At 54.7% G+C, this 26,139-nt stretch carries 29 protein-coding genes, 2 pseudogenes and 1 other annotated feature; of the genes and pseudogenes, 9 read left to right on the forward strand and 22 right to left on the reverse strand.

The window, feature by feature from the left end:
* Positions 1-11: 11 nt before the first annotated feature.
* The 9 genes from hisIE to hisL all read right to left on the reverse strand — a co-directional run bounded on the left by hisIE (position 12) and on the right by hisL (position 7,248).
* Positions 12-623 (reverse strand): bifunctional phosphoribosyl-AMP cyclohydrolase/phosphoribosyl-ATP diphosphatase HisIE, encoded by a 612-nt coding sequence (hisIE, locus tag CKO_RS03290; protein ID WP_012131734.1) that lies wholly within the window; start codon positions 621-623, stop codon positions 12-14.
* Positions 617-1,393, reverse strand: a complete 777-nt coding sequence (gene hisF, locus CKO_RS03295; RefSeq protein WP_012131735.1) for an imidazole glycerol phosphate synthase subunit HisF — start codon at positions 1,391-1,393, stop codon at positions 617-619. Before hisF ends, hisIE begins: the two co-directional genes overlap by 7 nt.
* Entirely contained in the window at positions 1,375-2,112 is a 738-nt protein-coding gene (hisA, locus tag CKO_RS03300; protein ID WP_012131736.1) for a 1-(5-phosphoribosyl)-5-[(5-phosphoribosylamino)methylideneamino]imidazole-4-carboxamide isomerase, read from the reverse strand. Before hisA ends, hisF begins: the two co-directional genes overlap by 19 nt.
* Complete coding sequence (gene hisH / locus CKO_RS03305; RefSeq protein WP_012131737.1) at positions 2,112-2,702, reverse strand: imidazole glycerol phosphate synthase subunit HisH; 591 nt, start codon at positions 2,700-2,702, stop codon at positions 2,112-2,114. Before hisH ends, hisA begins: the two co-directional genes overlap by 1 nt.
* A complete protein-coding gene (gene hisB, locus CKO_RS03310) occupies positions 2,702-3,769 on the reverse strand; it encodes a bifunctional histidinol-phosphatase/imidazoleglycerol-phosphate dehydratase HisB (protein ID WP_012131738.1) in 1,068 nt (355 codons plus the stop codon). Before hisB ends, hisH begins: the two co-directional genes overlap by 1 nt.
* Positions 3,766-4,845 carry a histidinol-phosphate transaminase gene (gene hisC / locus CKO_RS03315; protein WP_012131739.1) on the reverse strand — a complete coding sequence of 360 codons (1,080 nt, stop codon included), beginning with the start codon at positions 4,843-4,845 and terminating at the stop codon, positions 3,766-3,768. Before hisC ends, hisB begins: the two co-directional genes overlap by 4 nt.
* Positions 4,842-6,146 carry a histidinol dehydrogenase gene (gene hisD, locus CKO_RS03320; RefSeq protein WP_012131740.1) on the reverse strand — a complete coding sequence of 435 codons (1,305 nt, stop codon included), beginning with the start codon at positions 6,144-6,146 and terminating at the stop codon, positions 4,842-4,844. The genes hisC and hisD overlap by 4 nt, the downstream gene beginning before the upstream one ends.
* A 5-nt stretch (positions 6,147-6,151) precedes the next feature.
* The gene (gene hisG, locus CKO_RS03325) at positions 6,152-7,051 is read right to left on the reverse strand and encodes an ATP phosphoribosyltransferase (protein WP_024130200.1); all 900 of its coding nucleotides are present in this window, start codon (positions 7,049-7,051) and stop codon (positions 6,152-6,154) included.
* A gap of 46 nt (positions 7,052-7,097) precedes the next feature.
* Positions 7,098-7,222 (reverse strand) — a sequence feature (His leader region).
* Positions 7,198-7,248: a his operon leader peptide gene (gene hisL / locus CKO_RS23235; protein ID WP_001364200.1), complete on the reverse strand. Its 51-nt coding sequence runs from the start codon at positions 7,246-7,248 to the stop codon at positions 7,198-7,200. Its footprint overlaps the feature before it by 25 nt.
* A gap of 175 nt (positions 7,249-7,423) precedes the next feature.
* Here hisL and CKO_RS03330 point away from each other — a divergent pair, with 175 nt between their 5' ends.
* From CKO_RS03330 to CKO_RS23765, 5 genes and pseudogenes are all read left to right on the forward strand, one after another.
* Entirely contained in the window at positions 7,424-8,248 is an 825-nt protein-coding gene (locus tag CKO_RS03330) for an SDR family oxidoreductase (RefSeq protein WP_012131743.1), read from the forward strand.
* A 41-nt stretch (positions 8,249-8,289) separates the two neighbouring features.
* Positions 8,290-9,274, forward strand: a pseudogene (locus tag CKO_RS03335) (LysR family transcriptional regulator).
* 161 nt (positions 9,275-9,435) lie between these two features.
* Positions 9,436-9,498 carry a membrane protein YoeI gene (gene yoeI / locus CKO_RS23240; RefSeq protein WP_099433339.1) on the forward strand — a complete coding sequence of 21 codons (63 nt, stop codon included), beginning with the start codon at positions 9,436-9,438 and terminating at the stop codon, positions 9,496-9,498.
* Positions 9,488-10,849 carry an APC family permease gene (locus CKO_RS03340; protein ID WP_024130202.1) on the forward strand — a complete coding sequence of 454 codons (1,362 nt, stop codon included), beginning with the start codon at positions 9,488-9,490 and terminating at the stop codon, positions 10,847-10,849. Before yoeI ends, CKO_RS03340 begins: the two co-directional genes overlap by 11 nt.
* A 110-nt stretch (positions 10,850-10,959) precedes the next feature.
* Positions 10,960-11,043, forward strand: a pseudogene (locus tag CKO_RS23765) (hypothetical protein); the annotation flags it as partial.
* Positions 11,044-11,056: 13 nt separating this feature from the next.
* Here CKO_RS23765 and sbcB read toward each other — a convergent pair.
* Entirely contained in the window at positions 11,057-12,481 is a 1,425-nt protein-coding gene (gene sbcB, locus CKO_RS03345; RefSeq protein ID WP_012131748.1) for an exodeoxyribonuclease I, read from the reverse strand.
* Between the two features lie 223 nt (positions 12,482-12,704).
* Here sbcB and dacD point away from each other — a divergent pair, with 223 nt between their 5' ends.
* From dacD to CKO_RS03365, 4 genes are all read left to right on the forward strand, one after another.
* Positions 12,705-13,877 carry a serine-type D-Ala-D-Ala carboxypeptidase DacD gene (gene dacD, locus CKO_RS03350; protein ID WP_080516668.1) on the forward strand — a complete coding sequence of 391 codons (1,173 nt, stop codon included), beginning with the start codon at positions 12,705-12,707 and terminating at the stop codon, positions 13,875-13,877.
* 248 nt (positions 13,878-14,125) lie between these two features.
* The gene (gene sbmC, locus CKO_RS03355; protein ID WP_012131750.1) at positions 14,126-14,593 is read left to right on the forward strand and encodes a DNA gyrase inhibitor SbmC; all 468 of its coding nucleotides are present in this window, start codon (positions 14,126-14,128) and stop codon (positions 14,591-14,593) included.
* Between the two features lie 143 nt (positions 14,594-14,736).
* Entirely contained in the window at positions 14,737-15,795 is a 1,059-nt protein-coding gene (locus CKO_RS03360; protein WP_012131751.1) for an FUSC family protein, read from the forward strand.
* Between the two features lie 172 nt (positions 15,796-15,967).
* Positions 15,968-16,303 (forward strand): DUF496 family protein, encoded by a 336-nt coding sequence (locus tag CKO_RS03365; protein ID WP_024130204.1) that lies wholly within the window; start codon positions 15,968-15,970, stop codon positions 16,301-16,303.
* Between the two features lie 33 nt (positions 16,304-16,336).
* Here the strand turns inward: CKO_RS03365 and CKO_RS03370 are convergent, their stop codons facing one another.
* The 12 genes from CKO_RS03370 to CKO_RS03425 form a co-directional block, all read right to left on the reverse strand.
* On the reverse strand, positions 16,337-17,203 hold the full coding sequence (locus tag CKO_RS03370; protein WP_024130205.1) for a GHMP family kinase ATP-binding protein: 867 nt from the start codon (positions 17,201-17,203) through the stop codon (positions 16,337-16,339).
* Positions 17,204-17,295: 92 nt separating this feature from the next.
* The gene (locus CKO_RS03375) at positions 17,296-18,510 is read right to left on the reverse strand and encodes an acetate/propionate family kinase (RefSeq protein WP_024130206.1); all 1,215 of its coding nucleotides are present in this window, start codon (positions 18,508-18,510) and stop codon (positions 17,296-17,298) included.
* Positions 18,495-18,947, reverse strand: a complete 453-nt coding sequence (gene pduV, locus CKO_RS03380) for a EutP/PduV family microcompartment system protein (RefSeq protein WP_012131755.1) — start codon at positions 18,945-18,947, stop codon at positions 18,495-18,497. Before pduV ends, CKO_RS03375 begins: the two co-directional genes overlap by 16 nt.
* Before the next feature lie 4 nt (positions 18,948-18,951).
* Positions 18,952-19,302 (reverse strand): propanediol utilization microcompartment protein PduU, encoded by a 351-nt coding sequence (pduU, locus tag CKO_RS03385; protein WP_024130207.1) that lies wholly within the window; start codon positions 19,300-19,302, stop codon positions 18,952-18,954.
* On the reverse strand, positions 19,302-19,856 hold the full coding sequence (gene pduT / locus CKO_RS03390; RefSeq protein ID WP_012131757.1) for a propanediol utilization microcompartment protein PduT: 555 nt from the start codon (positions 19,854-19,856) through the stop codon (positions 19,302-19,304). The genes pduU and pduT overlap by 1 nt, the downstream gene beginning before the upstream one ends.
* Positions 19,857-19,858: 2 nt before the next feature.
* Positions 19,859-21,214: a 4Fe-4S dicluster domain-containing protein gene (locus CKO_RS03395; RefSeq protein ID WP_012131758.1), complete on the reverse strand. Its 1,356-nt coding sequence runs from the start codon at positions 21,212-21,214 to the stop codon at positions 19,859-19,861.
* Positions 21,211-22,323: a 1-propanol dehydrogenase PduQ gene (locus CKO_RS03400; RefSeq protein WP_012131759.1), complete on the reverse strand. Its 1,113-nt coding sequence runs from the start codon at positions 22,321-22,323 to the stop codon at positions 21,211-21,213. The genes CKO_RS03395 and CKO_RS03400 overlap by 4 nt, the downstream gene beginning before the upstream one ends.
* Before the next feature lie 10 nt (positions 22,324-22,333).
* On the reverse strand, positions 22,334-23,719 hold the full coding sequence (gene pduP, locus CKO_RS03405; RefSeq protein WP_012131760.1) for a CoA-acylating propionaldehyde dehydrogenase PduP: 1,386 nt from the start codon (positions 23,717-23,719) through the stop codon (positions 22,334-22,336).
* On the reverse strand, positions 23,716-24,723 hold the full coding sequence (pduO, locus tag CKO_RS03410; RefSeq protein ID WP_024130208.1) for a two-domain cob(I)yrinic acid a,c-diamide adenosyltransferase PduO: 1,008 nt from the start codon (positions 24,721-24,723) through the stop codon (positions 23,716-23,718). The genes pduP and pduO overlap by 4 nt, the downstream gene beginning before the upstream one ends.
* 10 nt (positions 24,724-24,733) lie before the next feature.
* The gene (locus CKO_RS03415; RefSeq protein WP_012131762.1) at positions 24,734-25,009 is read right to left on the reverse strand and encodes a EutN/CcmL family microcompartment protein; all 276 of its coding nucleotides are present in this window, start codon (positions 25,007-25,009) and stop codon (positions 24,734-24,736) included.
* 3 nt (positions 25,010-25,012) lie between these two features.
* Positions 25,013-25,504, reverse strand: coding sequence for a microcompartment protein PduM (gene pduM / locus CKO_RS03420; protein ID WP_012131763.1), 492 nt, complete (start codon positions 25,502-25,504; stop codon positions 25,013-25,015).
* The gene (locus CKO_RS03425) at positions 25,501-26,133 is read right to left on the reverse strand and encodes a phosphate propanoyltransferase (RefSeq protein WP_012131764.1); all 633 of its coding nucleotides are present in this window, start codon (positions 26,131-26,133) and stop codon (positions 25,501-25,503) included. Before CKO_RS03425 ends, pduM begins: the two co-directional genes overlap by 4 nt.
* Positions 26,134-26,139: the final 6 nt, after the last annotated feature.

The raw sequence follows: 26,139 nt of genomic DNA on the forward strand, positions 1-26,139 counted from the left end.
CGCATCAGAAGCTATTGATGACGCTTACGTAAATTCTCAATGACGGTCGTTAAATCAAGGTCCTGGTCCTGTAGCAGCACCAGCAGGTGGTACATCAGGTCGGAGGCTTCATTGGTCAGCTCAAAACGGTCATGTACCGTTGCGGCCAGCGCGGTCTCGACACCTTCTTCACCCACTTTCTGCGCGATACGCTTGGTGCCGCTGGCGTAAAGCTTCGCCGTGTAAGAGCTTGCCGGGTCGGCGGTTTTACGCTCGGCTAACAGTTGTTCAAGCTGATACAGGAATAACCACTGATGGCTGGCATCCCCAAAGCAGCTGCTGGTGCCTTTGTGACAGGTTGGTCCAATTGGATTGGCCAGCACCAGCAGTGTGTCGTTATCACAATCCGGCGCAATGCGGACTACCTTCAGGAAGTGGCCGGATGTTTCGCCTTTGGTCCACAAACGCTGTTTGGTTCGTGAGAAGAAAGTGACGTTGCCGCTTTCGATTGTTTTATCCAGCGCTTCAGGGGTCATGTAACCCAGCATCAACACTTCACCGGATACCGCATGTTGCACGACAACCGGCATCAATCCGTCGGTTTTTTCCCAGTCGAGTTTGCGGCGCTGTTGCTCTGTTAACATATCCTGATCTCCACGCCCTGTGCTTCCAGGTACGCTTTTAATTCACCAATATTAATAATCTGTTTGTGGAAGACGGAGGCAGCAAGCGCCCCGTCGACATCGGTATCGCGGAAGGCTTCAAGGAAGTGCTCCATCGTGCCCGCGCCGCCGGAGGCAATCAGCGGTACATGACAGACGTCACGGACTTTTTTCAGTTGCTCCAGATCGTAACCGTTACGCACGCCGTCCTGATTCATCATGTTAAGCACGATTTCACCGGCTCCACGTTTTTGTACTTCCTGCACCCAGTCGAGAGTTTCCCACTGCGTCACGCGGGTACGGCTTTCATCGCCGGTATACTGGTTGACGTGATACTTGCCGGTTTCGGCATCAAACCAGGTATCAATGCCCACGACAATGCACTGTACGCCAAAACGGTCAGCAAGACGGGTGATCAGCGTTGGGTCGGCCAGCGCAGGGGAGTTGATGGAAATTTTATCGGCGCCGAAAGAGAGGATTTTAGCGGCGTCATCAATAGACCTGATGCCACCCGCGACACAGAATGGAATGTCGATCACTTCCGCGACGCGCGACACCCAACTCTTATCAACCACGCGCCCGTCACTGGAAGCGGTAATATCATAGAACACCAGCTCGTCTGCGCCTTCATCGGCATAGCGTTTTGCCAGCGGGACGATATCGCCGATGATTTCATGATTGCGGAACTGTACGCCTTTTACTACCTGACCATCGCGTACGTCCAGGCAAGGGATTATACGTTTTGCCAGCATTGGATGGCCTCCTTAACGGTGAATTTACCTTCCAGTAGGGCGCGGCCGACAATCACGCCGCGAACGCCCGTGCCGCGCAGAGCGGCCACGTCTTCAATCCCGCCAATTCCGCCGGAAGACTGAAAGGCGACCTGCGGATATTTCGCGCACACTTCGTCATACAGTGAGACGTTGGAACCCGCCAGCGTGCCGTCACGGGAGATATCGGTGCACAGTACATGCTTCAGGCCAACCGGCAGATAAGTCTCGACCAGCTCCTCCAGCGAAACGCCGGAGTTCTCCTGCCAGCCGCTGACGGCAACCTGTTTGTTGCCCCGATCATCAATACGCACATCCAGCGCCAGCACCAGCGCGTCAGCGCCAAAGCGCTCAAACCAGCCTTTGACCACCTCGGGAGATTTGACCGCCGTAGAGCCGACCACCACGCGGGCAACGCCTGCGTCCAGCAGCGCCGCAACATCGTCTTCAGTACGCACGCCGCCACCAACCTGCACGGGCACGTTCACACCCGCGACCAGCGTTTTAATCAGCGGGATCTGCCGTCTGGCCGGATCTTTCGCCCCGGTCAAATCGACCAGATGCAGCACTTCGGCGCCCTGGGCGGCATAATCCCGCAGGCGGGGAAGGGGATCGTTACCGTAATCACGCTGCCGGGCGTAGTCGCCCTGATGGAGACGCACTACGGTGCCATCGATCAAATCTAATGCCGGAATAATCATCACATCTCCAGGAAGTTTTTCAGCAACTGCGCGCCAGCGGCGCCGGAGCGTTCCGGGTGGAACTGCACGCCGAAGAAATTGTCTTTTTGCACTGCCGCAGTGAAGGGTTCGCCGTAGTTGCATTGAGCAATGGTCCACGGATTGACGGGCATAGCGTAGCTGTGAACAAAGTAGAACCAGGCACCATCTTCAATGCCCTGGAAAAGACGATTACCCGCCTGCGGGTAAACGCGGTTCCAGCCCATATGCGGGAGCGGCAGGCCAAAATCGGTCATCTTCGGGACGTCCTGGTCAATAATGCCCAGAAGGTCGACGCCGTTTGTCTCTTCACTGTGGCGCCCGAGGATCTGCATGCCTAAACAAATTCCCAGAACGGGCTGAGTACAAGCCTTAATCAATTCGACAAGCTCACGCTCGTGCAACTGATCCATCGCCGCCTGGGCGGTTCCCACGCCGGGCAGGAAGAGTTTGTCAGCTTTTAAGACGACCTCCGGGTCGCGGCTGACCAGCGGATCATAACCGTGGCGCGCCACGGCGGATTTCACCGAGTTCAGGTTGGCGCAGCCGGTATCAAGGATGACGACGTTCATCACAGCACTCCTTTAGAAGAAGGCAGCGTGTCGCCTTCTACCCGAATGGCCTGGCGCAACGTGCGGCCAAACGCTTTAAACAGGCTTTCTACACGGTGGTGATCGTTTTTACCTTTGGTCTTCAGGTGCAGCGTCACGCCCATGGTGTAGGAGAGCGAGCGGAAGAAGTGTTCAACCATCTCGGTGCTCAGATCGCCCACGCGCTGATAGGTAAACTCGGCTTTATATTCCAGGTGCGGGCGCCCGGAGATATCCAGTGCGCAACGCGCCAGGCATTCGTCCATCGGCAGCACAAAACCAAAGCGGTTGATGCCGCGCTTATCGCCCAACGCCAGTTTTAGCGCCTCACCCAGCGCCAGACCGGTATCTTCTACCGTATGGTGATCGTCAATATAGAGGTCGCCCTTGACCGCGATCTCCATACGGAAACCGCCATGCGTGGCGATCTGATCGAGCATATGGTCAAAGAAACCCACGCCGGTATTGATCTTGCTGCCGCCTTCGCGATCCAGCCACACCTTGACGTCAATCTGCGTTTCTTTGGTATTGCGCTCAACGTGGGCATAGCGGTCGCGTTTTGTCAGCTGCTCACCAATCATCGTCCAGTTCAGGGTTTCACGGTTATAACGTAACCCGTTAATGCCCATGTTTTCGGCCAACTGGATGTCGGTAGCGCGATCGCCAATCACGTAGCTGTTGGCGCTATCCATCGCCTGTTCAGCCAGATAACGTTCAACCAGCTTTACCTTCGGCTTACGGCAGTCGCACTCATCCACTGGCAGGTGCGGGCAGATCAGCACTTCATCAAACAGTACGCCCTGGGAGGTGAAAACCTGCATCATCAGGTCGTGCGGGCCGTCGAAGTCTGCCTGCGGGAAGCTCTGCGTTCCCAGCCCGTCCTGGTTGGTGATCATCACCAGCTTAAAGCCGGCTTTTTGCAGCTTCAGCAGAACCGGCACCACGTCCGGTTCAAAGGCGAGTTTGTCAAAACGATCCACCTGAAAATCACTCGGCGGTTCGGCAATCAGGGTTCCATCACGGTCAATAAAAAGATACTTCTGGCTCATACTTGCTCCGCACGTAAGGCGTCAATGACGCGCTGGCTTTCTTCGCGGGTTCCAACAGTGATACGCAGACAGCCGCTTAAAGAAGGTTGTTTATTCTGATCACGTAAGATAATGCCCTGATCCCACAGAGATTTAAACACGCTACTTGACGCGGTAAAACGTGCCAGAATGTAGTTAGTTTCTGAATCGAACACCTGTTCTACGCAGGCAATCTCTTTCAGCGCATTAACCAGATACTGACGTTCCAGCAGAATCTGCGCCACACGTTCGCGCATCGCGTTGACGCCTTGCGGCGTCAACGCCTGAGCGGCAATATCGGCGACCGGCGTAGAGAGCGGGTAGGGGGCGATGACTTTCAGCAGCAGGTTGATGACCTCTTCATTCGCCAGCGTAAATCCGCAGCGCAGACCGGCGAGCGCAAAGGCTTTGGAGAGCGTGCGCAGCACTACCAGATGCGGGTATTCAGAGAGCCAGCCAGCCAGCGTCGCCTGTGGGCAGAATTCAATATAGGCTTCATCCGCCACCACAATGGCGTTGCCGCGCGTCATTTCCAGCAGAGTACGTAAATCCTGTGGATTGATAAGCTGCCCGGTCGGGTTGTTGGGGCTGCATACAAACATCACTTTAACGCCGTCGAGTTTATCGGCGATGCCCCGCAGATCCAGCTGCCAGTTTTCCAGCGTCGGAACCGTCCGGCATTCAACGCCAATGGTTTCCGAGCTGACGCTGTACATGCCGTACGTTGGCGGACAATAGAGAATTGCCTCTTTCCCCGGTTCGCAGAATGCGCGAATCAGCAGTTCAATACCTTCGTCTGCGCCACGGCTGACCAGCACCTGCCCGGGGTTCACTCCGGCGTACTGCGCATAATTTTCAATAACCGCTTTTGGCTGGCATTCCGGGTAGCGGTTGAGCGTTTGCTGAGTCAACTGAAACTCCACCGTCGTCGGGAACTCATTGGCATTCAGCCACACATCGCCATTACCGCCCAGACGGCGAGCGGACTGGTACGGCGTCAGGTTGCGAACGTTTTCCCGGGCTAAGTCGGTGACGCTGCGGGTATTTTCAGTGCTCATGCTTGCTCCTTAAGGGCGTTAACGCGCAGGGTGACAGCATTTTTGTGGGCGGTCAGCCGTTCTGCCGCAGCCAGCGTTTCAATGGTGGATGCCAGTGCGGAGAAACCCGCCTGCGACAATTCCTGAACGGTCATGCGTTTCTGGAAATCCGCCAGACCGAGGCTGGAGCAGGTGGCGGTATAACCATAGGTCGGCAGCACATGATTGGTGCCGGAAGCGTAGTCGCCTGCGGATTCCGGTGACCAGTCACCGAGAAAAACGGAACCCGCGCTGGTAATATCCTCCACCAGATCGCGTGCCTTACGGGTCTGAATGATCAGGTGTTCCGGCCCATACTGGTTCGAGATGGCGACGCACTGGGCTAAGTCTTTCGTCACGATCAGACGGCTGGCGCTTAATGCCTGACGCGCCGTTTCTGCACGCGGTAACTCCGCTAACTGGCGTTCGACGGCCTCCGCGACGTTCTGCGCAATACCGGCATCCGGGGTCAGCAGAATGACCTGAGAATCCGGGCCGTGTTCCGCCTGAGAGAGCAGGTCAGACGCCACGAAATCTGGCGTGGCGCCGCTGTCGGCGATCACCAGCACTTCAGAAGGGCCGGCAGGCATATCAATTGCCGCGCCGTCGAGACGCTGGCTGACCTGGCGTTTCGCCTCGGTGACAAACGCGTTGCCGGGGCCAAAAATTTTGTCCACTTTTGGCACGGATTCGCTGCCGAACGCCAGAGCGGCAATGGCCTGGGCGCCGCCGACGTTGAAGATTTCCTGCACGCCGCACAACTGCGCAGCGTAAAGGATTTCATCCGCGATAGGCGGTGGCGAGCACAGCACCACTTTTTTGCATCCGGCAATACGCGCGGGCGTGGCGAGCATTAATACGGTGGAGAAGAGCGGGGCAGAGCCGCCCGGGATATACAGGCCGACAGATGCGACAGGGCGCGTCACCTGCTGACAGCGAACGCCGGGCTGGGTTTCAACATCTACTGCCGGTAGTTTTTGCGCATTGTGGAAGGTTTCGATGTTTTTTACCGCTACCGCCATCGCCTGTTTAAGATCGTCGCTCAGACGCGCGCTGGCCGCGGCAATCTTTTCGGCGGACACTTTCAGCGCTGCGACGTTCGTTTTATCAAACTTCGCGCTGTATTCGCGCAGGGCGTCATCACCGCGTGATTTCACATTATCCAGGATCTCTGCGACGGTACGGGTAATGCTGTCGGAGGCGGAAATAGCCGGACGCATCAGCAATTCACGCTGCTGTTCAGTATTGCAGCTATTCCAGTCGATGATTGTATTAAAGCTCATGGCCGTCACTCCATCATCTTTTCAATTGGCAGCACCAGAATAGAGCTGGCGCCGAGCGCTTTCAGTTTTTCCATCGTTTCCCAGAACAGGGTTTCGCTGCTGACCATGTGCATGGCGACGCGCTGCTGATCGCCCGCCAGCGGCAGAATGGTCGGACGCTCTGCGCCCGGCAGCAGCGCGATGACTTCTTCCAGACGTTCGCTTGGCGCATGCATCATGATGTATTTGGATTCACGCGCCTGAATAACGCCCTGAATACGGGTCAGCAGTTTGTCGATAAGCTGTTGTTTGGCTTCGGCCATTTCGCCGTCACGCTGGATCAGGCAGGCTTTGGAGCGGTAAATCACCTCGACTTCACGCAGACCGTTGGCTTCCAGCGTCGCCCCGGTAGACACCAGATCGCAGATGGCATCGGCCAGACCCGCACGCGGAGCGACTTCAACAGAACCGTTTAACAGACAGGATTTAAACGACACGCCTTTCTGATCCAGATAACGCTTAAGCAGGTGCGGGTAAGAGGTGGCGATGCGCTTACCGTCAAGGGAAGCCGGGCCGTCCCAGGCTTCATCGACGGCGGTGGCCAGCGAGAGGCGGCAGCCGCCGAAGTCGAGACGGCGCAGGGTGTAGTAGCGCGGGTCTTCGCCCTGCGCGCGGCGGCTCAACAGCTCTTCTTCCAGAACGTTTTCCCCGATGATCCCCAGATCGACCACGCCATCCATGACCAGGCCGGGAATATCGTCATCACGCACACGCAGAATATCAATCGGCATATTCTCCGCCATCGCAATCAGACGCTGGGTGTGCAGGTTGATTTTAATACCGCAGCGGGCCAGTAATTCGCGTGAATCATCGCTTAAACGGCCTGATTTCTGAATAGCTATGCGTAAACGGGTGTTATCTAACATTCTTTTTTCCTCTTTATCCTGTCTGAACCGGTCTGAATCGCGCACCAAAAAAAAGCCCCCGGAAGAATGATCTTCCGGGGGCTTTCTCATGCGTTCATGCACCACTGGAAGATCTGAATGTCTTCCAGCACACATCGCCTGAAAGACTAGTCAGGATGATGGTGATGATGGTGGTGTTTAAATTGAACGCGTGTCATAAAATTCTCGATGAATGCTTATTCATTTGATGCCTTTTAACCTAAACCACTTTAGCGCCGGAAAGCAAGGGCTTTTTTTCATCATTAATTCATTTCATATTGAAGGTATGAATTGTCAGTCCCGGCGGGCTGGCGTAGCCTTAGATAAGATGGCGTTAAAGTCAGGAGAGAACGCATGAAAAAGGTCGCAATTGTCGGTTTAGGATGGTTAGGAATGCCGCTGGCGATGTCGCTGACGGCAAGAGGCTGGCAGGTTACTGGCACGAAAACCACGCAGGATGGCGTGGAAGCGGCCCGCATGAGCGGCATTGAGAGCTATCCGCTGCGCCTGGAACCTGAGCTGGTTTGCGAAACGGACGATCTTGATGCACTGATGGATGTGGATGCTCTGGTCATTACGCTGCCCGCTCGCCGTAGCGGGCCGGGGGAAGATTTTTACCGCCAGGCAATACAGGAGGTGGTCGACAGCGCGCTGGCGTATCACGTTCCGCGTATCATTTTTACCAGTTCCACGTCAGTGTACGGCGATGTGCACGGCATTGTGAAAGAGAATACGCCGCGTAATCCCGTCACGGCGAGTGGGCGCATCCTGAAGGAACTCGAAGACTGGCTGCACAATCTGCCCGGCACCTCCGTCGATATTCTGCGTCTGTCCGGGTTGGTAGGGCCAGGACGACATCCGGGGCGTTTCTTTGCCGGTAAAACCGCGCCTGACGGTCAGCAAGGTGTGAATCTGGTCCACCTGGAAGATGTGATTGCTGCTATTACTCTGCTGTTACAGGCACCTAAAGGGGGACACATCTATAATATATGTGCGCCTTCGCATCCGGCGCGTAATGTGTTTTATCCGCAGATGGCGCGTTTGCTGGGTATGGAACCGCCGCATTTTCTGGAAAGCCAGAGTAACGATAAAGGTAAGATTATTGATGGCAGCCGGATTTGTAATGAACTCGGGTTTGAATACCAGTATCCCGACCCGCTGGTGATGCCGATGGAGTGACGCGCCAGCAGACTACCGCCAGACACCGCAAGGGGGCGAGTATGAAACCACTGCTGGACGTTCTGATGATTCTCGATGCGTTAGAGAAAGAGGGGAGCTTTGCGGCGGCGTCGGCAAAATTGTTTAAGACGCCGTCAGCGCTCAGCTATACCGTTCATAAACTGGAAAGCGATCTGAATATCCAACTGTTGGATCGCAGCGGGCATCGGGCTAAATTTACCCGCACCGGCCAGATGCTGCTGGAAAAAGGCCGGGAAGTTCTGCATACCGTGCGCGAACTGGAAAAGCAGGCCATCAAACTTCACGAAGGCTGGGAGAACGAACTGGTCATCGGTGTGGACGATACGTTTCCTTTTTCTCTCCTTACTCCCCTCATTGAATCCTTCTACCAACATCACAGCGTAACGCGCCTGAAATTCATAAATGGCGTACTGGGCGGTTCCTGGGAGGCGCTGACGCAGGGGCGGGCGGATATCATCGTTGGCGCGATGCACGATCCGCCCTACGCCAGTGGTTTCGGTTTTGCGCGTCTGGGAGAGCTTGAGCAGGTTTTTGCGATTGCCCCGCATCATCCACTGGTGCAGGAAGAAGAGCCGTTGAGTCGGCGCACAATAAAACGGTTCCGCGCGATTGTGGTCGGCGATGAGACGCATTCGGCATGTTCGGCAAGCGCGCAATTGCTTGATGATCAGGAAGCCATAACGGTTTTTGATTTTAAAACCAAACTGGAACTGCAAATCAGCGGCCTGGGATGTGGGTATTTACCGCGCTATCTGGCGCAACGCTTTCTGGACAGCGGTGCGCTTATTGAGAAGAACGTGGCGGCGCAGATCGTGTCGGAGCCAGTGTGGATGGGCTGGAACGAACAGACGGCCGGACTGGCCAGCGCGTGGTGGCGAGATAAAATTTTAGCAAATAGTGCTATTGCTGGCGTCTATACAATGGGGGATGCTGGGAAATCAAACAGTTAATAAAAAATATTTTTTGACGGGGCTCTCATTCTCTTGTCATTTCGCCTTAATTTAGTGCACAATGCGCCGCTTGCAAAAAATGACATTAACCGACGTTTTAATACGCGTCGGTTATTTTTTTGCATCAAACCAATCATTCAATAAAAGAGGCCGGGCTTCGTACCGGATAGATACTTACTAAAAACCGACAGTTGTTGTCGCTGAGGAATCCAGAAAATGGGGCAATTTTTTGCTTACGCGACGGCATTCGCCGTAAAGGGGAATGACCATGTCGCATAACGTTACTCCAAACACCTCTCGCGTGGAATTGCGTAAGACGCTTACGTTGATTCCGGTTGTAATGATGGGTCTTGCCTATATGCAGCCGATGACGCTGTTCGATACATTTGGTATCGTCTCAGGCCTCACTGACGGTCACGTCGCGACGGCGTATGCCTTTGCGCTGATCGCGATTCTTTTTACTGCGTTGAGCTACGGTAAACTGGTGCGTCGTTTCCCGTCCGCTGGCTCCGCGTATACTTACGCCCAGAAATCCATCAGCCCGACCGTAGGCTTTATGGTGGGCTGGTCATCGCTGCTGGACTACCTGTTCATGCCGATGATCAACATTCTGCTGGCGAAAATTTATTTTGAAGCGCTGGTGCCGACAGTGCCGTCGTGGATCTTTGTGGTGGCGCTGGTGGCCTTTATGACCATCTCTAACCTGCGCAGCATTAAGACCGTCGCTAACTTCAACACCCTGATTGTTATTCTGCAAATGGGGATTGTAGCGGTGATCGTCGGCCTGATTATCTACGGCGTGTCTCACGGCGAAGGTGCGGGTACGCTGGTAAGCTCCCGCCCATTCTGGTCTGAAGGCGCGCACGTTGTGCCGATGATTACCGGTGCGACAATCCTGTGCTTCTCGTTCCTCGGCTTTGACGGAATCTCTTCTCTGTCTGAAGAGACCAAAGACGCGGAGCGCGTTATTCCGCGCGCGATTTTCCTGACGGCGCTGATTGGCGGCCTGATCTTTATCGCGGCGTCTTACTTCCTGCAACTGTACTTCCCGGATATTTCGCGCTTTAAAGACCCGGATGCATCACAGCCTGAAATCATGCTGTACGTTGCGGGTAAAACCTTCCAGTGGGGCGTGCTGATTTTCTCCAGCGTGACCGTACTGGCATCCGGTATGGCGGCACACGCGGGCGTTTCCCGTCTGATGTACGTCATGGGTCGTGACGGCGTGTTCCCGACGCGTTTCTTCGGCTACGTTCATCCGAAATGGCGTACTCCGGCGTGGAACGTGCTGCTGGTTGGCGCGATCGCACTGCTGGCGATTAACTTCGATCTGGTTACGGCGACGGCGCTGATCAACTTCGGTGCGCTGGTGGCGTTTACCTTTGTGAACCTCTCCGTGATTTCCCAGTTCTGGATCCGTGAGAAGCGCAACAAGACGCTGAAAGACCACTTCAACTATCTGGTTCTGCCAGTGTGCGGCGCGCTGACTGTTGGCGCACTGTGGATCAACCTGGAAGAAAGCTCAATGACTCTGGGTCTGATCTGGGCGGGTATTGGCCTGGTGTATCTGGCTTGCGTGACCAAAAGCTTCCGCAATCCGGTACCGCAGTACGAAGATATCGCACAGTAATGAAATGACCTTTCACAGGTAAAAAACCGGAGACATGTTCTCCGGTTTTTTTATGCAAAAATCTGTAGGCCGGATAAGGTCATCGGCCGTCCTTCGGCACAACGCCAACGCCTGATGGCGCTTCGCTTATCAGGCCTACGGCTGCCTATTTTCGTAGGCCGGATAAGGCGTTTACGCCGCCATCCGGCAAAAGCGACGCGTGGCTCCTCAGACAATCTCTTCTGCGTATTGCCAGAGTGATTTCAGCAATGCCAGTTTCTCTTTGTCGTCAGCATATTGCTGATACAGCATCTGTAACTCTTCCGCATACCGTTGCAAAAACTCTGGCGTAAACACCTGACGACGATGCTCCAGCCAGCGTTGCTGTTCGGTTTCATCCAGCGTCCCAGGGAAGTTACGGGCGCGATAGTTGAACAGCAGTTTTTCAATCCGCTTATCGACAAACGTAATATCCAGCGCGGGCAAATTGCGCGGTTCGGTTTCCAGCACGATTTTCATGGCGGCACGATCGGCGTCGCTGAAAAAGCCATTGTATAGCTGCGCATCGACGTTTTCAGACGGCGTAAACGGCTCGGCCTCAGCGAAGATTGCCACAACCTTATCGCGTACCTGCGGATTATCGCGCAGCACTTTCAGGTTATCGAGACAGTGCTGACGGTTAATCCCCAGGCGATCGGCATCCTCCGGGCGGAGCGTATTAGCCTGAGCCAGTACCGGGCATTTATTGATGTGTACCAGTTTTACTGGAACCGCGGCGTTATCGCCGAGATCGGCTTTAGCGGTATATAACCGCTCGCGCAGGGTATCGCTGTCCAGCTCCAGTAATGGCGACATATCGCCCGCCAGATCCACCATAATGACCGCGTTGCGGTTTTCTGGATGCCAGGCCAGCGGCGCAACCCAGCTGGTGTTGCCGCGCCAGGCGCCAAACATACCGGAGATATGTACTAGCGGTTTCATTTGCGGCACATCGATCAACGCCGCCAGTTTATGTTTGTTGCGATGCGTGTAAAGGTAGTCAAACAGACGCGGCTGGCGCGACTTCACCAGTTGCGCCATAGCGATGGTGGCGTACACGTCTGCCATTGCATCGTGCGCGTTGGCATGTTCGATCCCGTTGGCTTTGGTCAAGTGCTCAAGGCGGAAGCTGGGCAATCCGTCGTCATTTTCCGGCCAGTTTATGCCTTCCGGGCGCAGGGCATAGCAGGCGCGCATCACATCCAGCAAATCCCAGCGCGAGTTGTCGTGCTGCCAGCTCCAGGCATAGGGATCGTAGAAGTTGCGATACAAAATGTTACGCGTGACTTCATCATCAAAACGGACATTGTTGTAGCCGACGACACAGGTTTTTGGCACGGTGAACAGTGAATGAATACGTCTGGCAAAGTCGGCTTCGTTCTCTCCTTTGTCGCGCGCTTCCTGCGGCGTAATCCCGGTGATGAGCACAGCGCCTGGCTGAGGCAGGTAATCATCGGCGGGCTTGCAGTAAAAGACTTCAGGTTCGCCAATAATGTTAAAGTCGCTATCCGTGCGGATGGAGGCAAACTGTGCGGGTCTGTCCAGCGCCGGGTGAGTCCCGAAGGTTTCGTAGTCATGGAACAGGAAGGTAGGGTGCTGCTTGCCGTCATTCATTGTTCAGTTCTATCCGTTACTGTGTGTTTGCGCGGTTCTGCGCAGCAGGGTATCAAATCCTGGCGGTGTTATCAGCTTCTGAGTCGTTATTGGGAGCGTTAAGGTTACGCTGCCCGGCACTGCATAGAAAAACGTGCGTTATGTCACATTTTCTTGCAATTTATCCCTGTTTGTTTATCAGAACTTCCGTAAAAAGAACGGCAATTATGACTTTCCTGAGGAAATAGTGTTGAAATGCCGTTTGTTTATTGCCGCTTCACTTCTCGCGATGAATCTTTCTTCCGCTCTGGCTGCCGACGTGCCAGATTTTTCTCCCCAGCCTCCGGCCATTCAGGCAGGGTCATGGGTACTTATGGATTACACCACAGGTCAAATTCTGACCGCAGGTAATGAACATCAGCGGCGTAACCCGGCCAGCCTGACCAAGCTGATGACTGGCTATGTTGTCGATCGCGCTATCGACAGCCATCGTATTAGCCCGGACGATATCGTAACCGTTGGACGTGATGCCTGGGCCAAAGACAACCCGGTTTTTGTGGGATCTTCATTAATGTTTCTGAAACAAGGGGAGCGCGTTTCGGTTCGGGATCTCAGCCGGGGGCTGATTGTTGACTCTGGAAACGATGCCTGCGTTGCGCTGGCGGATTACATCGCCGGAGGGCAACCGCAGTTCGTCGCCATGATGAATCACTACGTTGAAACCCTGAAGTTGCAGGATACCCATTTTGAAACGGTACACGGACTGGATGCGCCAGGCCAGCACAGCTCAGCCTATGATCTGGCGGTATTGTCCCGCGCCATTATTCACGGTGAGCCTGAGTTTTATCATATGTACAGTGAAAAGAGCCTGACATGGAACGGTATTACCCAGCAGAACCGTAACGGACTGCTGTGGGATAAAACCATGAATATCGACGGGTTGAAAACCGGCCATACCTCCGGCGCGGGTTTTAACCTGATTGCCTCCTCCGTGGACGGGCAGCGTCGTCTTATCGCCGTTGTGATGGGCGCGGAAAGCGCGAAAGGGCGCGAAGATCAGGCACGTAAGTTGTTGCAATGGGGACAGCAAAATTTCGATACGGTACAAATTTTACGCAGTGGCAAACAGGTTGGCACGGAACGTATCTGGTACGGCGATAAAGAAAATATTGCTCTGGGCACCGAGCAGGATTTCTGGATGGCGCTGCCGAAAACTGAAATTCCGCATATTAAGGCCCGGTATGCCCTTGATAAAAAAGAACTTGAAGCCCCTATTGCCGCACATCAGCGGGTTGGTGAAATTGAGCTATACGATCGGGATAAACTGGTGGCGCACTGGCCTCTGGTGACGCTGGAGTCTGTTGGCAAAGGCGGCGTTTTTTCCCGACTGAGCGATTACTTCCACCATAAGGCGTAACCCCCTTTTCTGACACGGCAGACTGGTAAGAGTGCGAGTCTGCTCACATACTCATCATGATTTCCTTGTGACCTTTATATGCAAAATCTTATGCTGTGTTTATATACAGTATAAGATTTGCCGGAGGGGACATCGCTTCCTTATCCGGCGCTGACTTCAATGCATTATGGAACACCGTCGACCTGATACGCGCAGCGCCATCGGGTCGACGGTGTGCTATCAGTCTCAGTGAAACTATCGGAGGCAGTATGGACTACGAAATCAGGCAGGCAGAGAAGCGTAATATCGCCGGTTTTCACATGGTCGGCCCGTGGGAAAAAACGGTGAAGCAAGGTTTTGAACAACTTATGATGTGGGTTGACGGGAATCAGGTTGTTCCGCTCGAATGGATCGCGGTTTACTACGATAATCCAGATGAGGTTCCGGCGGAAAAACTCCGCTGCGATACGGTGGTGTCTGTCCCGGATAATTTCACCATTCCGAAAAATAGCGAAGGCGTCATCCTGACGGAGATCGCCGGCGGGCAGTATGCGACAGCGGTGGCGCGCGTTGAGAATCATGATTTCGCGACGCCCTGGTATCAGTTTTTCAATAGCCTGTTACAGGACAATCACTACCAGATAGCGGCTAAACCGTGTTTTGAGGTCTATCTTAACAATGGAACGGAAGACGGGTACTGGGACATTGAAATGTATGTACCCGTACAGTCGAAATAGCCCTGTGTAAATTGTACGCAGTACCCGGCGGATAGGCGTCGTGACGGGGCAGTTTACGTGCGAGTCCTGTCCGCTATGGTGATATTTTCGCTGCAAAAGCGGGTACAATTCGTTTTTTGGTCATTTCCAGACGGAGTGCGTGAGTGCGGGCCGATAAATCGCTGAGTCCCTTTGAAATTCGTTTATATCGCCATTATCGTGTTGTACACGGCATTCGCATTGCGCTGGCGTTTATTCTCACTTTCCTGCTGGTTCGACTGTTCAACATCCCGGAAGGCACCTGGCCGCTGATCACACTGGTCGTCATTATGGGGCCGATCTCCTTTTGGGGGAACGTGGTTCCCCGTGCGTTTGAGCGCATCGGCGGCACGATTCTGGGGTCGGTATTAGGTCTTGTAGCGTTACGTCTGGAGCTTTTTTCCCTCCCGCTGATGTTGATCTGGTGCGCTGCGGCAATGTTCTTGTGCGGTTGGCTGGCGTTAGGGAAAAAGCCGTATCAGGCTCTGTTGATCGGCATCACGCTCGCCGTGGTGGTAGGCGCGCCGGCAGGCGACATGAACACGGCATTGTGGCGCGGCGGGGATGTTATTTTAGGTTCGCTGCTGGCGATGCTGTTCACCGGCATCTGGCCGCAACGCGCATTTTTACACTGGCGCATTCAGATGGCGCATTGTGTGACGGCGTACAATCGGGTCTATCAGGCCGCGTTGTCGCCAAATTTGTTAGAGCGTCCCCGGCTGGAGAAGCATTTACAGAAACTGCTGAGCGACGTCGTCAAAATGCGTGGGCTGATTACGCCAGCCAGTAAAGAAACCCGCATTCAAAAGTCGATATTCGAAGCGATTCAAACCGTGAACCGCAATCTGGTCTGTATGCTTGAGCTGCAAATTAATGCACACTGGGCATCTCGTGCCAGCCATTTTGTGATGCTGAATGCGCACACGCTGCGCGAAACGCAGCAAATGACGCAGCAAACGTTACTCACCATCGCCCATGCGCTGTTCGAAGGCAACCCGCAACCGGTACTGGCAAACACGGAAAAACTCAATGAGATTGTCGCGGAGCTGCGCCAGTTGATAAACGAGCATCATGGCAATACCGTGGCTGAAACGCCTATTCATGGCTATGTTTGGCTAAGTATGGAGACGGCGCGGCAACTGGAGCTGCTCTCCCATTTGATCTGCCGGGCATTGCGCAAATAAAAAGCAGATGACGCTCGTGATTCGGCTGCTGCTTCGATTCAGCACCGATTAAGGGTATGATACTGAAAAAGGATAAAACCATTGTCATCTGCAACGGCTAAAAGTAATGTTTACCCTAACGTATAGCGGTTGCTTAAACGAATCCGAATCTCACATTATCAGGGGTGTAAAAATGGAAACCAACAAGCCTTCTTTCCAGGACGTACTGGAATTTGTTCGTCTGTTCCGCCGTAAGAACAAACTGCAACGTGAAATCCAGGACGTTGAGAAAAAGATCCGTGACAACCAGAAGCGTGTTCTGCTGCTGGACAATCTGAGCGATTACATCAAGCCAGGTATGAGCGTTGAAGCGATCCAGGGCATCATCGCCAGCATGAAGAGCGACTATGAGGACCGCGTTGATGATTACATCATCAAAAACGCAGAAATTTCTAAAGAACGCCGCGACATTTCTAAAAAGCTGAAAGCGATGGGCGAAATGAAAAACGGCGACGCAAAAGCAGAGTAACAGCCTGTGGCAGTGGGGAACACCGCGAGTTCCTCACTGCAATTCAACCCCGCCAGTGACCATCTTCAGCAAATGCTGATCGGGCCAGTGTTCCGTCAGTTTTCGTTGTGCGAGTTCCCACTTAATATGGTCAACGTCATGGCGCTGCCTGTCCAGCATCAGCCCGACAACGCTTCCGCTGTGCGCCACATTCAGACCGTATAAATCACATGTTTCCACCAGCGCCAGCAGGGCATCAAAGCCTGGCTTTGGTAACAGTTGTTGGCTGGCGATAGCGCTGAGCGTGGCGGCTTCCCCCATCCGACGAGGGTTTTGCGTTATGCAGGCTTCCTGCACTCTCTCCCATGCCTGCTGCAACATCGCCGCCCCCGCATGCAGACGTTCCAGTCGGAGGATGCGGTGATAATCCGCCGTGCGCAACGTTATTGGGCTTTCGAGGACTAAAAGATCAAGCTGTGGCTGCGCTTCACAAGCTATTTGCGTAGAGGCGTCATTGTGATCGAAAAGCGTCAGTTGACGGAAAATGGTGCTGTCGGTGGGTTCAAGCGAAACACACAGATGTGCAAGCGTGGGTTCATCCAGCGTATGCCCCAGATGGTGTGCGGTTGCGACCGCCGTTGCCGCGATATCTGCGGTACTGCTGGCCATCCCTTTGGCGACGGGAATGGTGGAATGCACTGCGATCCGAATTTCCTGGCTCCACTGCGCAGGGTAGCGCCAGTATTCCAGTAGCCGATTGACCATTGCGCGTGAAAGGGGGCGCTCATCCGCAAGGGGAGCGCCCGAGCTTACTTCCACTGTGCTGTACCATTCGACAGGGCAGGAGACCAGTTTCTCACTGCCCAGAATCCAGCCCTGGATAAGTTCTCCGCATGACGCGGGGCATTGCGCAACAGCCACGTTTTCACCTTTCTGGTCAGCAATCCTCGGCGCATAGTGTCACGGCGATTGCGCTATTACCATGATTTTCCGCAAGTTGCAGTCGGGCAAAATCAGGCGGAAACGCCAAATGTGACCTTGTCACTTAACGCAATCCGCATCACATCTTGTGCGATCATAAGCTCTTCATTGGTATTAATGACCGCCACTTTCACCACTGCGTTTTCTGCCTGAATAAACGTAGCGTTGCGCAGGTTTTTTTCCTCATCAATACTCAGCCCCAGGAAATGCAGATTATGGCAGACTGCCGCTCTGGCACGGGCGGAGTTTTCGCCGATTCCACCGGTAAAAATGAGCGCATCCAGACCGCCCATTTGCATGATATAGCTGCCGATTGTCGCGCGAATGCGCTCAGCAAATAGCGTAAGCGCAAGCGCCGCCCGGCGATTTCCGCCATCGGCGGCCTGCTCAACGTCGCGGTAATCATGCGAAACGCCGGAAATGCCCAGCAGCCCCGACTCATTGTTTAATAAATAATTAAGCTGCTGGGGCGTTTTCCCTTCACGTTCTGCAATCCAGGGCAGAATGGAGGGATCGATGTCTCCGCTACGGGTTCCCATCATCACGCCTGATTGCGGCGTAAATCCCATTGATGTATTGACGGATTGCCCCCCTTTGATAGCGCAAATGCTGCTGCCATTACCCAGATGGCAGCAAATAACGCGTAAGGCGCTGAGCGGGACGCCCAGTCTTTCAGCTAATGCTGTGCTGACATATTTATGGCTGGTACCGTGAAAACCATAGCGGCGAATACCCAGCTCGGTGTAATAACGCCAGGGCAGAGGGTAAATATAGGCCGACTCGTCCAGCGTCTGATGAAAGGCGGTATCGAATACGGCCACAGAAGGCGTTGAGGGTAACAACTGGCGAAAAATATGAATACCGAGCGCGTTAACCGGGTTATGCAACGGGGCCAGTTCGGCAAGACGCTCAATTTGAGCGAGCGTTTCATCGGTCACGCGCGCCGAATCCTTAAAGAACTCTCCGCCGTGCGCCACGCGATGACCCACGCCGTCAATATCCTGTAAGGTATTAATGATGTGATGACTGAGGAGCTTATCCAGCAGCAGGGTAACGGATTCGCGGTGATCGGCGATGGGGGCCGTTTCCTGCCATTTTTGCGCGGATGTTTTCATTGTGACTCTGGCGTTCGCCATTCCGATACGTTCGATTAATCCCTGGCAGATCATTTCGCCCTGCGGCATTGCCAGCAACTGGAATTTTAGCGACGAGCTACCGGCGTTAATCGCCATTATTTTGTGAGACATAAGGGTTCCTTAGCACTCAGAAAAACAAACATTTCATCAATCCCGGATTTCATCAGCGCGCTGGTGACAAAAATTTTCTGCGCGCCGGCTTGAATCAGCCAGTTTTCCACGCATGAGATACGTGACGAATCCGCCAAATCAGATTTGGTGACGATCCCGATAACGGGTCTGTTCATTGGGCCGGTAAAACCGGGGGAGAAGGGCGACCACGGCGCATCGGCATTAAGAACCAGCGCGATAATGTCGGCTTCACAGGCGCTTGCCAGCAGCGCGCTATACAGACAGCGGTTCTCCAGATATTCGCCCGGCGTATCGATCGTGCCGGGCGACCAGACAATAGCCTGTGTTTTCTGGTAATGAAGCGCTTCGCCGTTCAGACTCTGTGTAAGAGAGGTTTTCCCGCACTGGCTGGGGCCGATTAACATAATGCGTTTCATGGCGTTATGTCCGGGTAATTGGGCAGGCGGTAAAACACATCATTTCTCCCAATGTTCTGGTCACCTGATTTAACGCATACTCGACGGCTGATACATCGCCGGTCAGCACGACGGCCCCGGTGAAACGGTCAAGAAAACCAATCTCGACCGCGCCGGATTTGGTGGCGATATCGCAGGCAATAATCGAGGCTTCGCTGGGCGTAATGGTCAGGATCCCAATAGCGGACACCGCATCCGGCAGACCCAGTTTTTTAAAGAGATCTTTGCCTGGGTTAGCAATCAGATGCGCCAGCGTCACCTGTTTCCCGGGAACATACTCCTGAATCATGCGTTCCGTTGTCGGTTGCTTTTCCATCATCCCTCCACGATCTGTCGCCACATGGCTTCATGCGGACGGGGGATCACGGCGCGGTAAACCAGCAGTCCTTTTTCGCCTGCGCTTTCACTGGCTACCGTAACGGCGTTGTTGACATCGGAGACATCGCCTGCCACCACCATGTAACATTTTCCGCCAATACCGAACGCCATATGGACACGCACCAGCGTCACGTTGGAGGCTTTAACGGCGCGATCGGCGGCACTGATACAGGCTGCTACGCTCCAGGTTTCCACGATCCCTACGGCCTGACGTTGATCAACGCTGTTCAATCCGCTGACCGCAGGCAGCACGCTGGCATGAATATTCGGTAGCACCAGACTATCCACGAGCATGTCTGCGGCCAGCGATGTGCCCGTTTCGATGGCCTGCTGTACCGCACCGACATCGCCGCCCAGCATCAGTAAAAATTTACCCGGACAGATTGTTTTACTGACCAGTAAATTGACGCTGGCGCTTTTCAGCATGGCATCGCCTGCTTCCATTCCTTTAGCGATGCTGGTGAGTTCTAAAATACCTATAGCCTGAGACATGGTTAACCTCTTACAACCGTGATGGCGTGTTCAGTAATGTCGCTGACAATGCCGTCAATACTGGCGTGAACGGGAGCGCCTAACGCGCCAGATGGCATATCGGCGACACACTGTCCACGGACAACGCGTTCACCTTTTTGCACGCAGGGAACGGCGCTGGCGCCAATATGCTGACGCAAGAGCAGCGTCGTTTTGTCTGTTGAAGGGGCGACGTCCGTTAGCGGCGCGTCGTGATACCAGTCGCTGAGCCCCAGTTTGGTAATTAATCGTTTAATCGGCACCAGCCGATATTTCGCCATTTCATCGGCGGGATTCAGCGGGCCTTCGTAACGGAGGTTTTGCGCCCGTAGCTCACGTTTCAGCATGCGGTTAATGCGCATGGGGGAGATCCCCACCGGGCATGCCACGCTTTCGCAAACATTGCATTCTGAACACGTCAGCGCGCTAAGCAGGAGTTGCGGTGTCGCGGCCTGTTGATAGTTCACCGCGCGTACCAGCAAATGGGGAGATAACTCATGGCCGATCAAATGCCTGGGGCATAAATCAGTACATAACCGGCATTGCTCGCAAACGGTTTTTGCAACAGACAAAACGGTGCGTTCATCCTGCATTCGCCGCTGAATCAAGGGATGGTTTTTTGGTAACACCAGCAGGCCGCCGGTGGTCTTTGTCACCGGTGAATCCAGCGATGTCACCAGGCTTCCCATCATGGGGCCGCCGTTAATCAATCCGGGGTCATCAACGGTGGCGCCGCCTGCAAGTGCTAAAACGTCGCGTAAAGACATACCGACAGGAACGGTGACGGTCAGCGGCCTCGCAACCGCGCCGTTAACGGTAAGAGTGCGGCGCGTTACGGGATACTGTTGTTCTACCGCACGGGCGATATTCAGTACGGTCTGAACATTATTGACCACCACGCCGACGCTCACTGGCAACGCCGCAGGCGGAACGCGTCGGCCTGTCGCCATCCAGATGGTCAGCACTTCGTCCCCGGCCGGGTAGACATCCGGTAAAATATGCAGCCTTATACTGGAAGGTAGCAGGGGGGTTAATGCCTCAATCGCATCGCGGTATTTTTCTTTTAACGCAATAATCCCCTCGCGTGCGCCGGTTGCCTTCATGGCGTACTGCACGCCGCGAATCAGGCGCGCGGGCTGCTGCGCCATTAATTGCTGATCAACCTTGAGCATCGGTTCACATTCAGCAGCATTAACCAAAAAGATCTCAACCTGCGCCTGTAGTTTGACGTGGGCGGGAAAACCCGCTCCCCCGGCGCCAACCACGCCCGCAGCACGTACTCGATCGCGTATGGTTTGCGCATCATAGCTATCCTGTTCAATGGCGCTGACAGTATTCATGACAACGCCTCAAGAAGTTCCCGGATCGCGCTGGCATCGGCGGTACGCGGGTTGGTTCTTAACGTCACATCAGCCAGCGCCGCCTGAACCATGACCGGGATTCGTTGTGAATACGCCTGTCGTCCCTCTTTAAGCGCCTGGGCGAATGAAGGAATCGCACACTGCGTTTTGAGCTGCTCAATCTGATGAATCAGCGCATTGAGGCATGACGTCTCGTTTGCGCTGGCGGGGCAGAGTTGACAGGCTTTCGCGAGTCTTGCGTATCGTTTTGCCGCCCGAGGATCGTGGGCGTTAAAGCGGATGACCGATGTCAGCAGCAGTGCATTGGCAAGCCCGTGCGGCAGATGAAACTGGCCGCCTAACTGATGGGCAATAGCATGGTTCAGCCCCAGTCCAGCCTGACTAAACGCCATTCCCGCCAGCGTTGAGGCGTTGTGCATCTTCCCACGGGTAGCCAGACAATCCCCTTTCCTGACCGCAACGGGCAGATACTGAAAGACGATTTGCGCGGCTTTTTCCGCCAGTGCGTCAGTGAAGTCGCTGGCGTGCGGAGACACATATGCTTCAAGCGCATGCGTCAGGACGTCCATCCCCGTGTTGGCGGTAATATTTGCCGGAACGGTGACAACCAGCGTCGGGTCGAGAATAGCCATATCTGGATACAACGCTTTATTAAATAACGGATATTTAATGCCCTTTTCTGGATCGCTAATGACGCATGCGCTGGTGACTTCGGAACCGGTGCCGCTGGTGGTGGGAATTGCAACACAGGTTTCAATTTCGATGCCGAACTGACGGCTGAACCAGACGATGGCTTTTGCCGCGTCGAGCGCCGATCCCCCGCCAAAGCCGATGACCACATCCGGTCGCAGGGCATGCATTTGCGCAATACCTTGCACTACCGTACCGATGGTAGGGTCCGGGGTGATGTCGCTGAATATGCTGATGCGATTATCCGTTGGAAGGGCGTCGCGCAGCGTATTGATCAGCGGTGATTGCGCCAGAAATCCATCACAGATAATCCAGATATGACGGTTTGTAAAACGCGTCAGCACATCCAGACTTCCTCTGCCACTGTACAATCGGGTTGGTAGTGAAAACGTATTCATAACGACCTCATTAGCGAATTGAAAAGCCGTTGGTCAGTACGCAGCGACGGGAACGGGCAAATGTGCGTGCTGAGGTTGTCCCTTCGCCGGTCGGGGTGGCGATGGTAAAGGTGGTAAACCCTTCGCCGCCAACGCCGATACCGGCATAGGAAGGGCCGTTTTTCACAAAAATAGAGGTCTGTAAGGTGCGCGCCGCCAGATTCAGGCGAGAGACATTCTGCGAGTGCATAATGGCGGTATGGTGCAGGCCTTCTTCAACTTTCAGCGCCAGTGCCAGCGCGCTGTCGAAATTATCGACCTTCACGACGGGTAGCATTGGCATCAACTGTTCGCTGGTTACCCACGGATCGTCGGCACTGACGATACCGATAAGCAAACGCGGCGGTTTTGCGGGAACGGCAATACCGGCGGCTTCCAGCATGGCGGCAGGGCTTTTCCCGACCAGTTTTTTATTCGCGTGACCTTCCGGGAGGCAGACGGCGCGTAATTTATCGATATCCGCAGCGTTTAACAGCAATGCGCCGAAAGCCTGCATTTGCTGAACCAGGCGCTCAGCGACGCTCTCTACGACAATCAGACTTTTTTCTGCGATACAGGGCAGGTTGTAATCGAACGCTGCGCCGTTGATGATATCTTCGGCCGCTTTGACGATATCGGCGGTCTCATCAACGATGCAGGGCGGATTGCCCGCCCCGGCGCCAATGACCTTTTTACCGCTTTTCATTCCCATCGCAACAATGCCGGGGCCGCCAGTAATAGCCAGCACCGCAATATTGGGATGCGCCATCATTTGCTGAGTTGCCTCAAAGGTCGGTTCTGCGACAGTGACGACCAGATTACGGATGCCGCAGCAGCGGAAGGCGATATCTTCGATCATGCCGATCAATTTGAGTGAGACGTTCTTCGCGCCAGGATGCGGGCTGAAATAAACGCTGTTGCCCGCAGCCAGCATACTGATGCTGTTGTTAATAATGGTTTCGGTAGGGTTGGTGCTGGGCGCGACGGAACCAATGACGCCGAACGGTGAATATTCAAACAGCACCATGCCGCCATCGCCGGTGAGGGCCGTGGTTGTCAAATCCTCAATGCCTGGCGTGTTATCCAGCGCGGCTTTGTTTTTAAGAAATTTATCTTCTTTGTTTCCCATCCCCGTTTCCGCTGCGCTCTCCGCCGCCAGCGTGGCAAGATGCGGCGTAAGCTCCTGGCGCAGGGCGCTGATAATGGCGCTGCGCGTTTTGAGCGGACACTGCTGATAACGTAAGAAAGCCTGGTGCGCCGCGTCTATCGCTTCGCCGACGGACTGAAAAATACCGTGTCCTTGCGTTTCGGCCTGCGCAGGCGCCAACTGTTCGCTTAAAATATTACGGATGAGGGTTTCCAGTTCAGAAGTATTCATTGATGTGTTCTCACGTTAATTGCCGCAATGGCGGCTTGTGCAATATCCATGTCCTGTTCAACGCTCCCGCCGCTGATGCCAAGACCCCCAATGAGCAGACCATCACGCCATAACGCGAATCCGCCGCCAAAAGTGACGACTTTCCCCTGCATATGGCTTTCCAGACCGTAGAGCGAAGCGCCCGGCTGAACGGCGCAAGCCAGTTCGTGGGTGGCTGTTTTCATGGCGACGGCGGTCCAGGCTTTTTTCGGCGCCAGTTCACTGCTCACCAGCAGAGCGTCCGGCATACGCCAGGTCACGGTTTCGGTGCCGTTGGCATCCACAATGCTGACGACCACAGGAACCTGAAGCGCCTCCGCCCGCGCCACCGCTGAACGAGTTAACTGATGAAGCTCGTGAAAAGAGAGGGCCATAGAGGACTCCTTGACGACAGAGGCCGGGTTTGAGGCCAGGTAGCGCTCAGTGACCTCCCGAATGATGTTGTTCTGATGAGCGTCATGATCTTCGGCGCGCGCCAGCGCATACAGGCAATCAGATAAGCGGTTGATGTAGCGCATCAGGACGTGCCTGACGCTGGCGGTTGCCGACAGCTCGACCAGACGTCTTTCAGCCCGGCGGGAAAGCGTGCGGGCAAAGTGCAGGCGACTCGCGGCTTCGCAACGGCCAGGTAAAATAAAACTGTGTAAAGGCGTAACGCGTCCCATCGCGGTATCAATAGCCGCTTCAAGCGCGGCAATATCTTCCGCGCTGATATAGCGCTGCTCCGGCGACGGCTGCTCGCTTTCGCTGGCGAGTTCGGCGCTAAACCAGAATATCTGCATCTGAATAGATTCGAGCAACGTGCGGTGTTGCGCGCTGGTTGTGGCGCAAACGCATAAACTTAGCGCTGCATTGAGTTCATCCAGCGTGCCGTAGGTTTCGACGCGTGGATGCGTTTTACTGACCCGTTGGCCGGTAAATAAGGCCGTAGTGCCGGAATCTCCTGTTCGGGTATAAATCGCCATCATCCGCTCCTTAATGAGAAAGCGTGTCTACGATGCCGACAATGGCCAGATCGATGGCCTCGTTCGGGCTGGAAAAAACATGTCTGGCGCTGGAGCCGCTGCTGAGTAAAACCAGTTCACCCACGCCAGCGCCGACGGAATCGACGGCAACCTCATCTCCGGTAATAGGCGAGTCGGGAAGCTCTCCATCGGCACTTACCCGACGTACCAGCAAAAGTTTTTTCCCAACCAGAGAGGGCGATTTTTGCGTGGATACCACCGCGCCTGTGACTCGTGCCAGATGCATGGTTCACTCCTGCTTAATAAGTTGAATATTACGCGCGCTGGCGGCTTCACGGGCCAGAGCGGTGACGACACAGCGACGACGCAGCACCAGTAATTGCCCCGCGAGTAGGGCGACGTCGGCGTAACTCAAAAGAGTGGTCGGATGCAGGCAGATTGTTTGCCCTCGTTCATCGACCAGCCTGATGGGCAGACGCGCCAGCTTTTTCACCGGCAGCGACGGCAACAGGCGATGGTGCAGGGATATCTGTAGACGAATACCTGATGCCAGTGCGTCATGGATTTTCTTCGCTACAGGGTCGTCAGCATCCTGCTCTGCGATATACGTCAGCGAAGGCAGGTCCGCCTGCACAATATGCAGCGCCGCATACTGACAAAACAGCGCGCGGGAATCGGCCTCCCGCAGTTGCGAAATACTGAGCGTGGCCGTGCTTTCCGCCCGACGCTGCAAGCGGGAGATGACCTCCTCAATAATGCGCTGCAACATCTCGCCGTTCATCGCGGTGTAACCAGAGTGGCAAACGCGTCCGGGCTGTCGGCGCCTGCGGCATTGGCTTCGTCTGTGTCGATGTGCATTTCAAGACGCATATCCGCAGAGACGCGAATCGCGACGTTGTCGAAAATCAGCCTGCGCGCATTGCCTTCAATAGCGACAGAAACTTTATCGCCATGCGCAACGCGAAATATCAACGCATCAAGCGGCGACATATGAATGTGGCGTTGGGCGACAATCACGCCGGATGCGAGATCCAGCTCGGCGAAGGGGCTGACAAGACGAATGCCTGGCGTTCCTTTAAGGTCTCCCGACATGCGCAGCGGCGCAGCGATGCCCAATGTTCTGGCATCGGTGCGGGAAATCTCAACCTGGCTGGTACGGCGAAGGGGGCCGAGCAGGCGCACATTCTTTAACTGACCTTTAGGGCCAATAAGCGTGACGGTCTGGTCGGCCGCATATTGCCCTGGCTGGAGCAGCGCTTTTTTCTCGCTGATTGGCTGACCAGGGAAAAGCCGGGCATAGTCTTCAGCGCTAAGATGGATATGACGGTTGGAAACACCCAGAGGAATAGGGCGCTCACGCATTTCATCCAGCACTTTGCTGACGGTTGTTTCCAGAAGCTGTTTATCCATTACGCT

Source organism: Citrobacter koseri ATCC BAA-895 (assembly GCF_000018045.1).
In the GTDB taxonomy this organism is placed as follows: Bacteria; Pseudomonadota; Gammaproteobacteria; order Enterobacterales; family Enterobacteriaceae; genus Citrobacter_B; species Citrobacter_B koseri.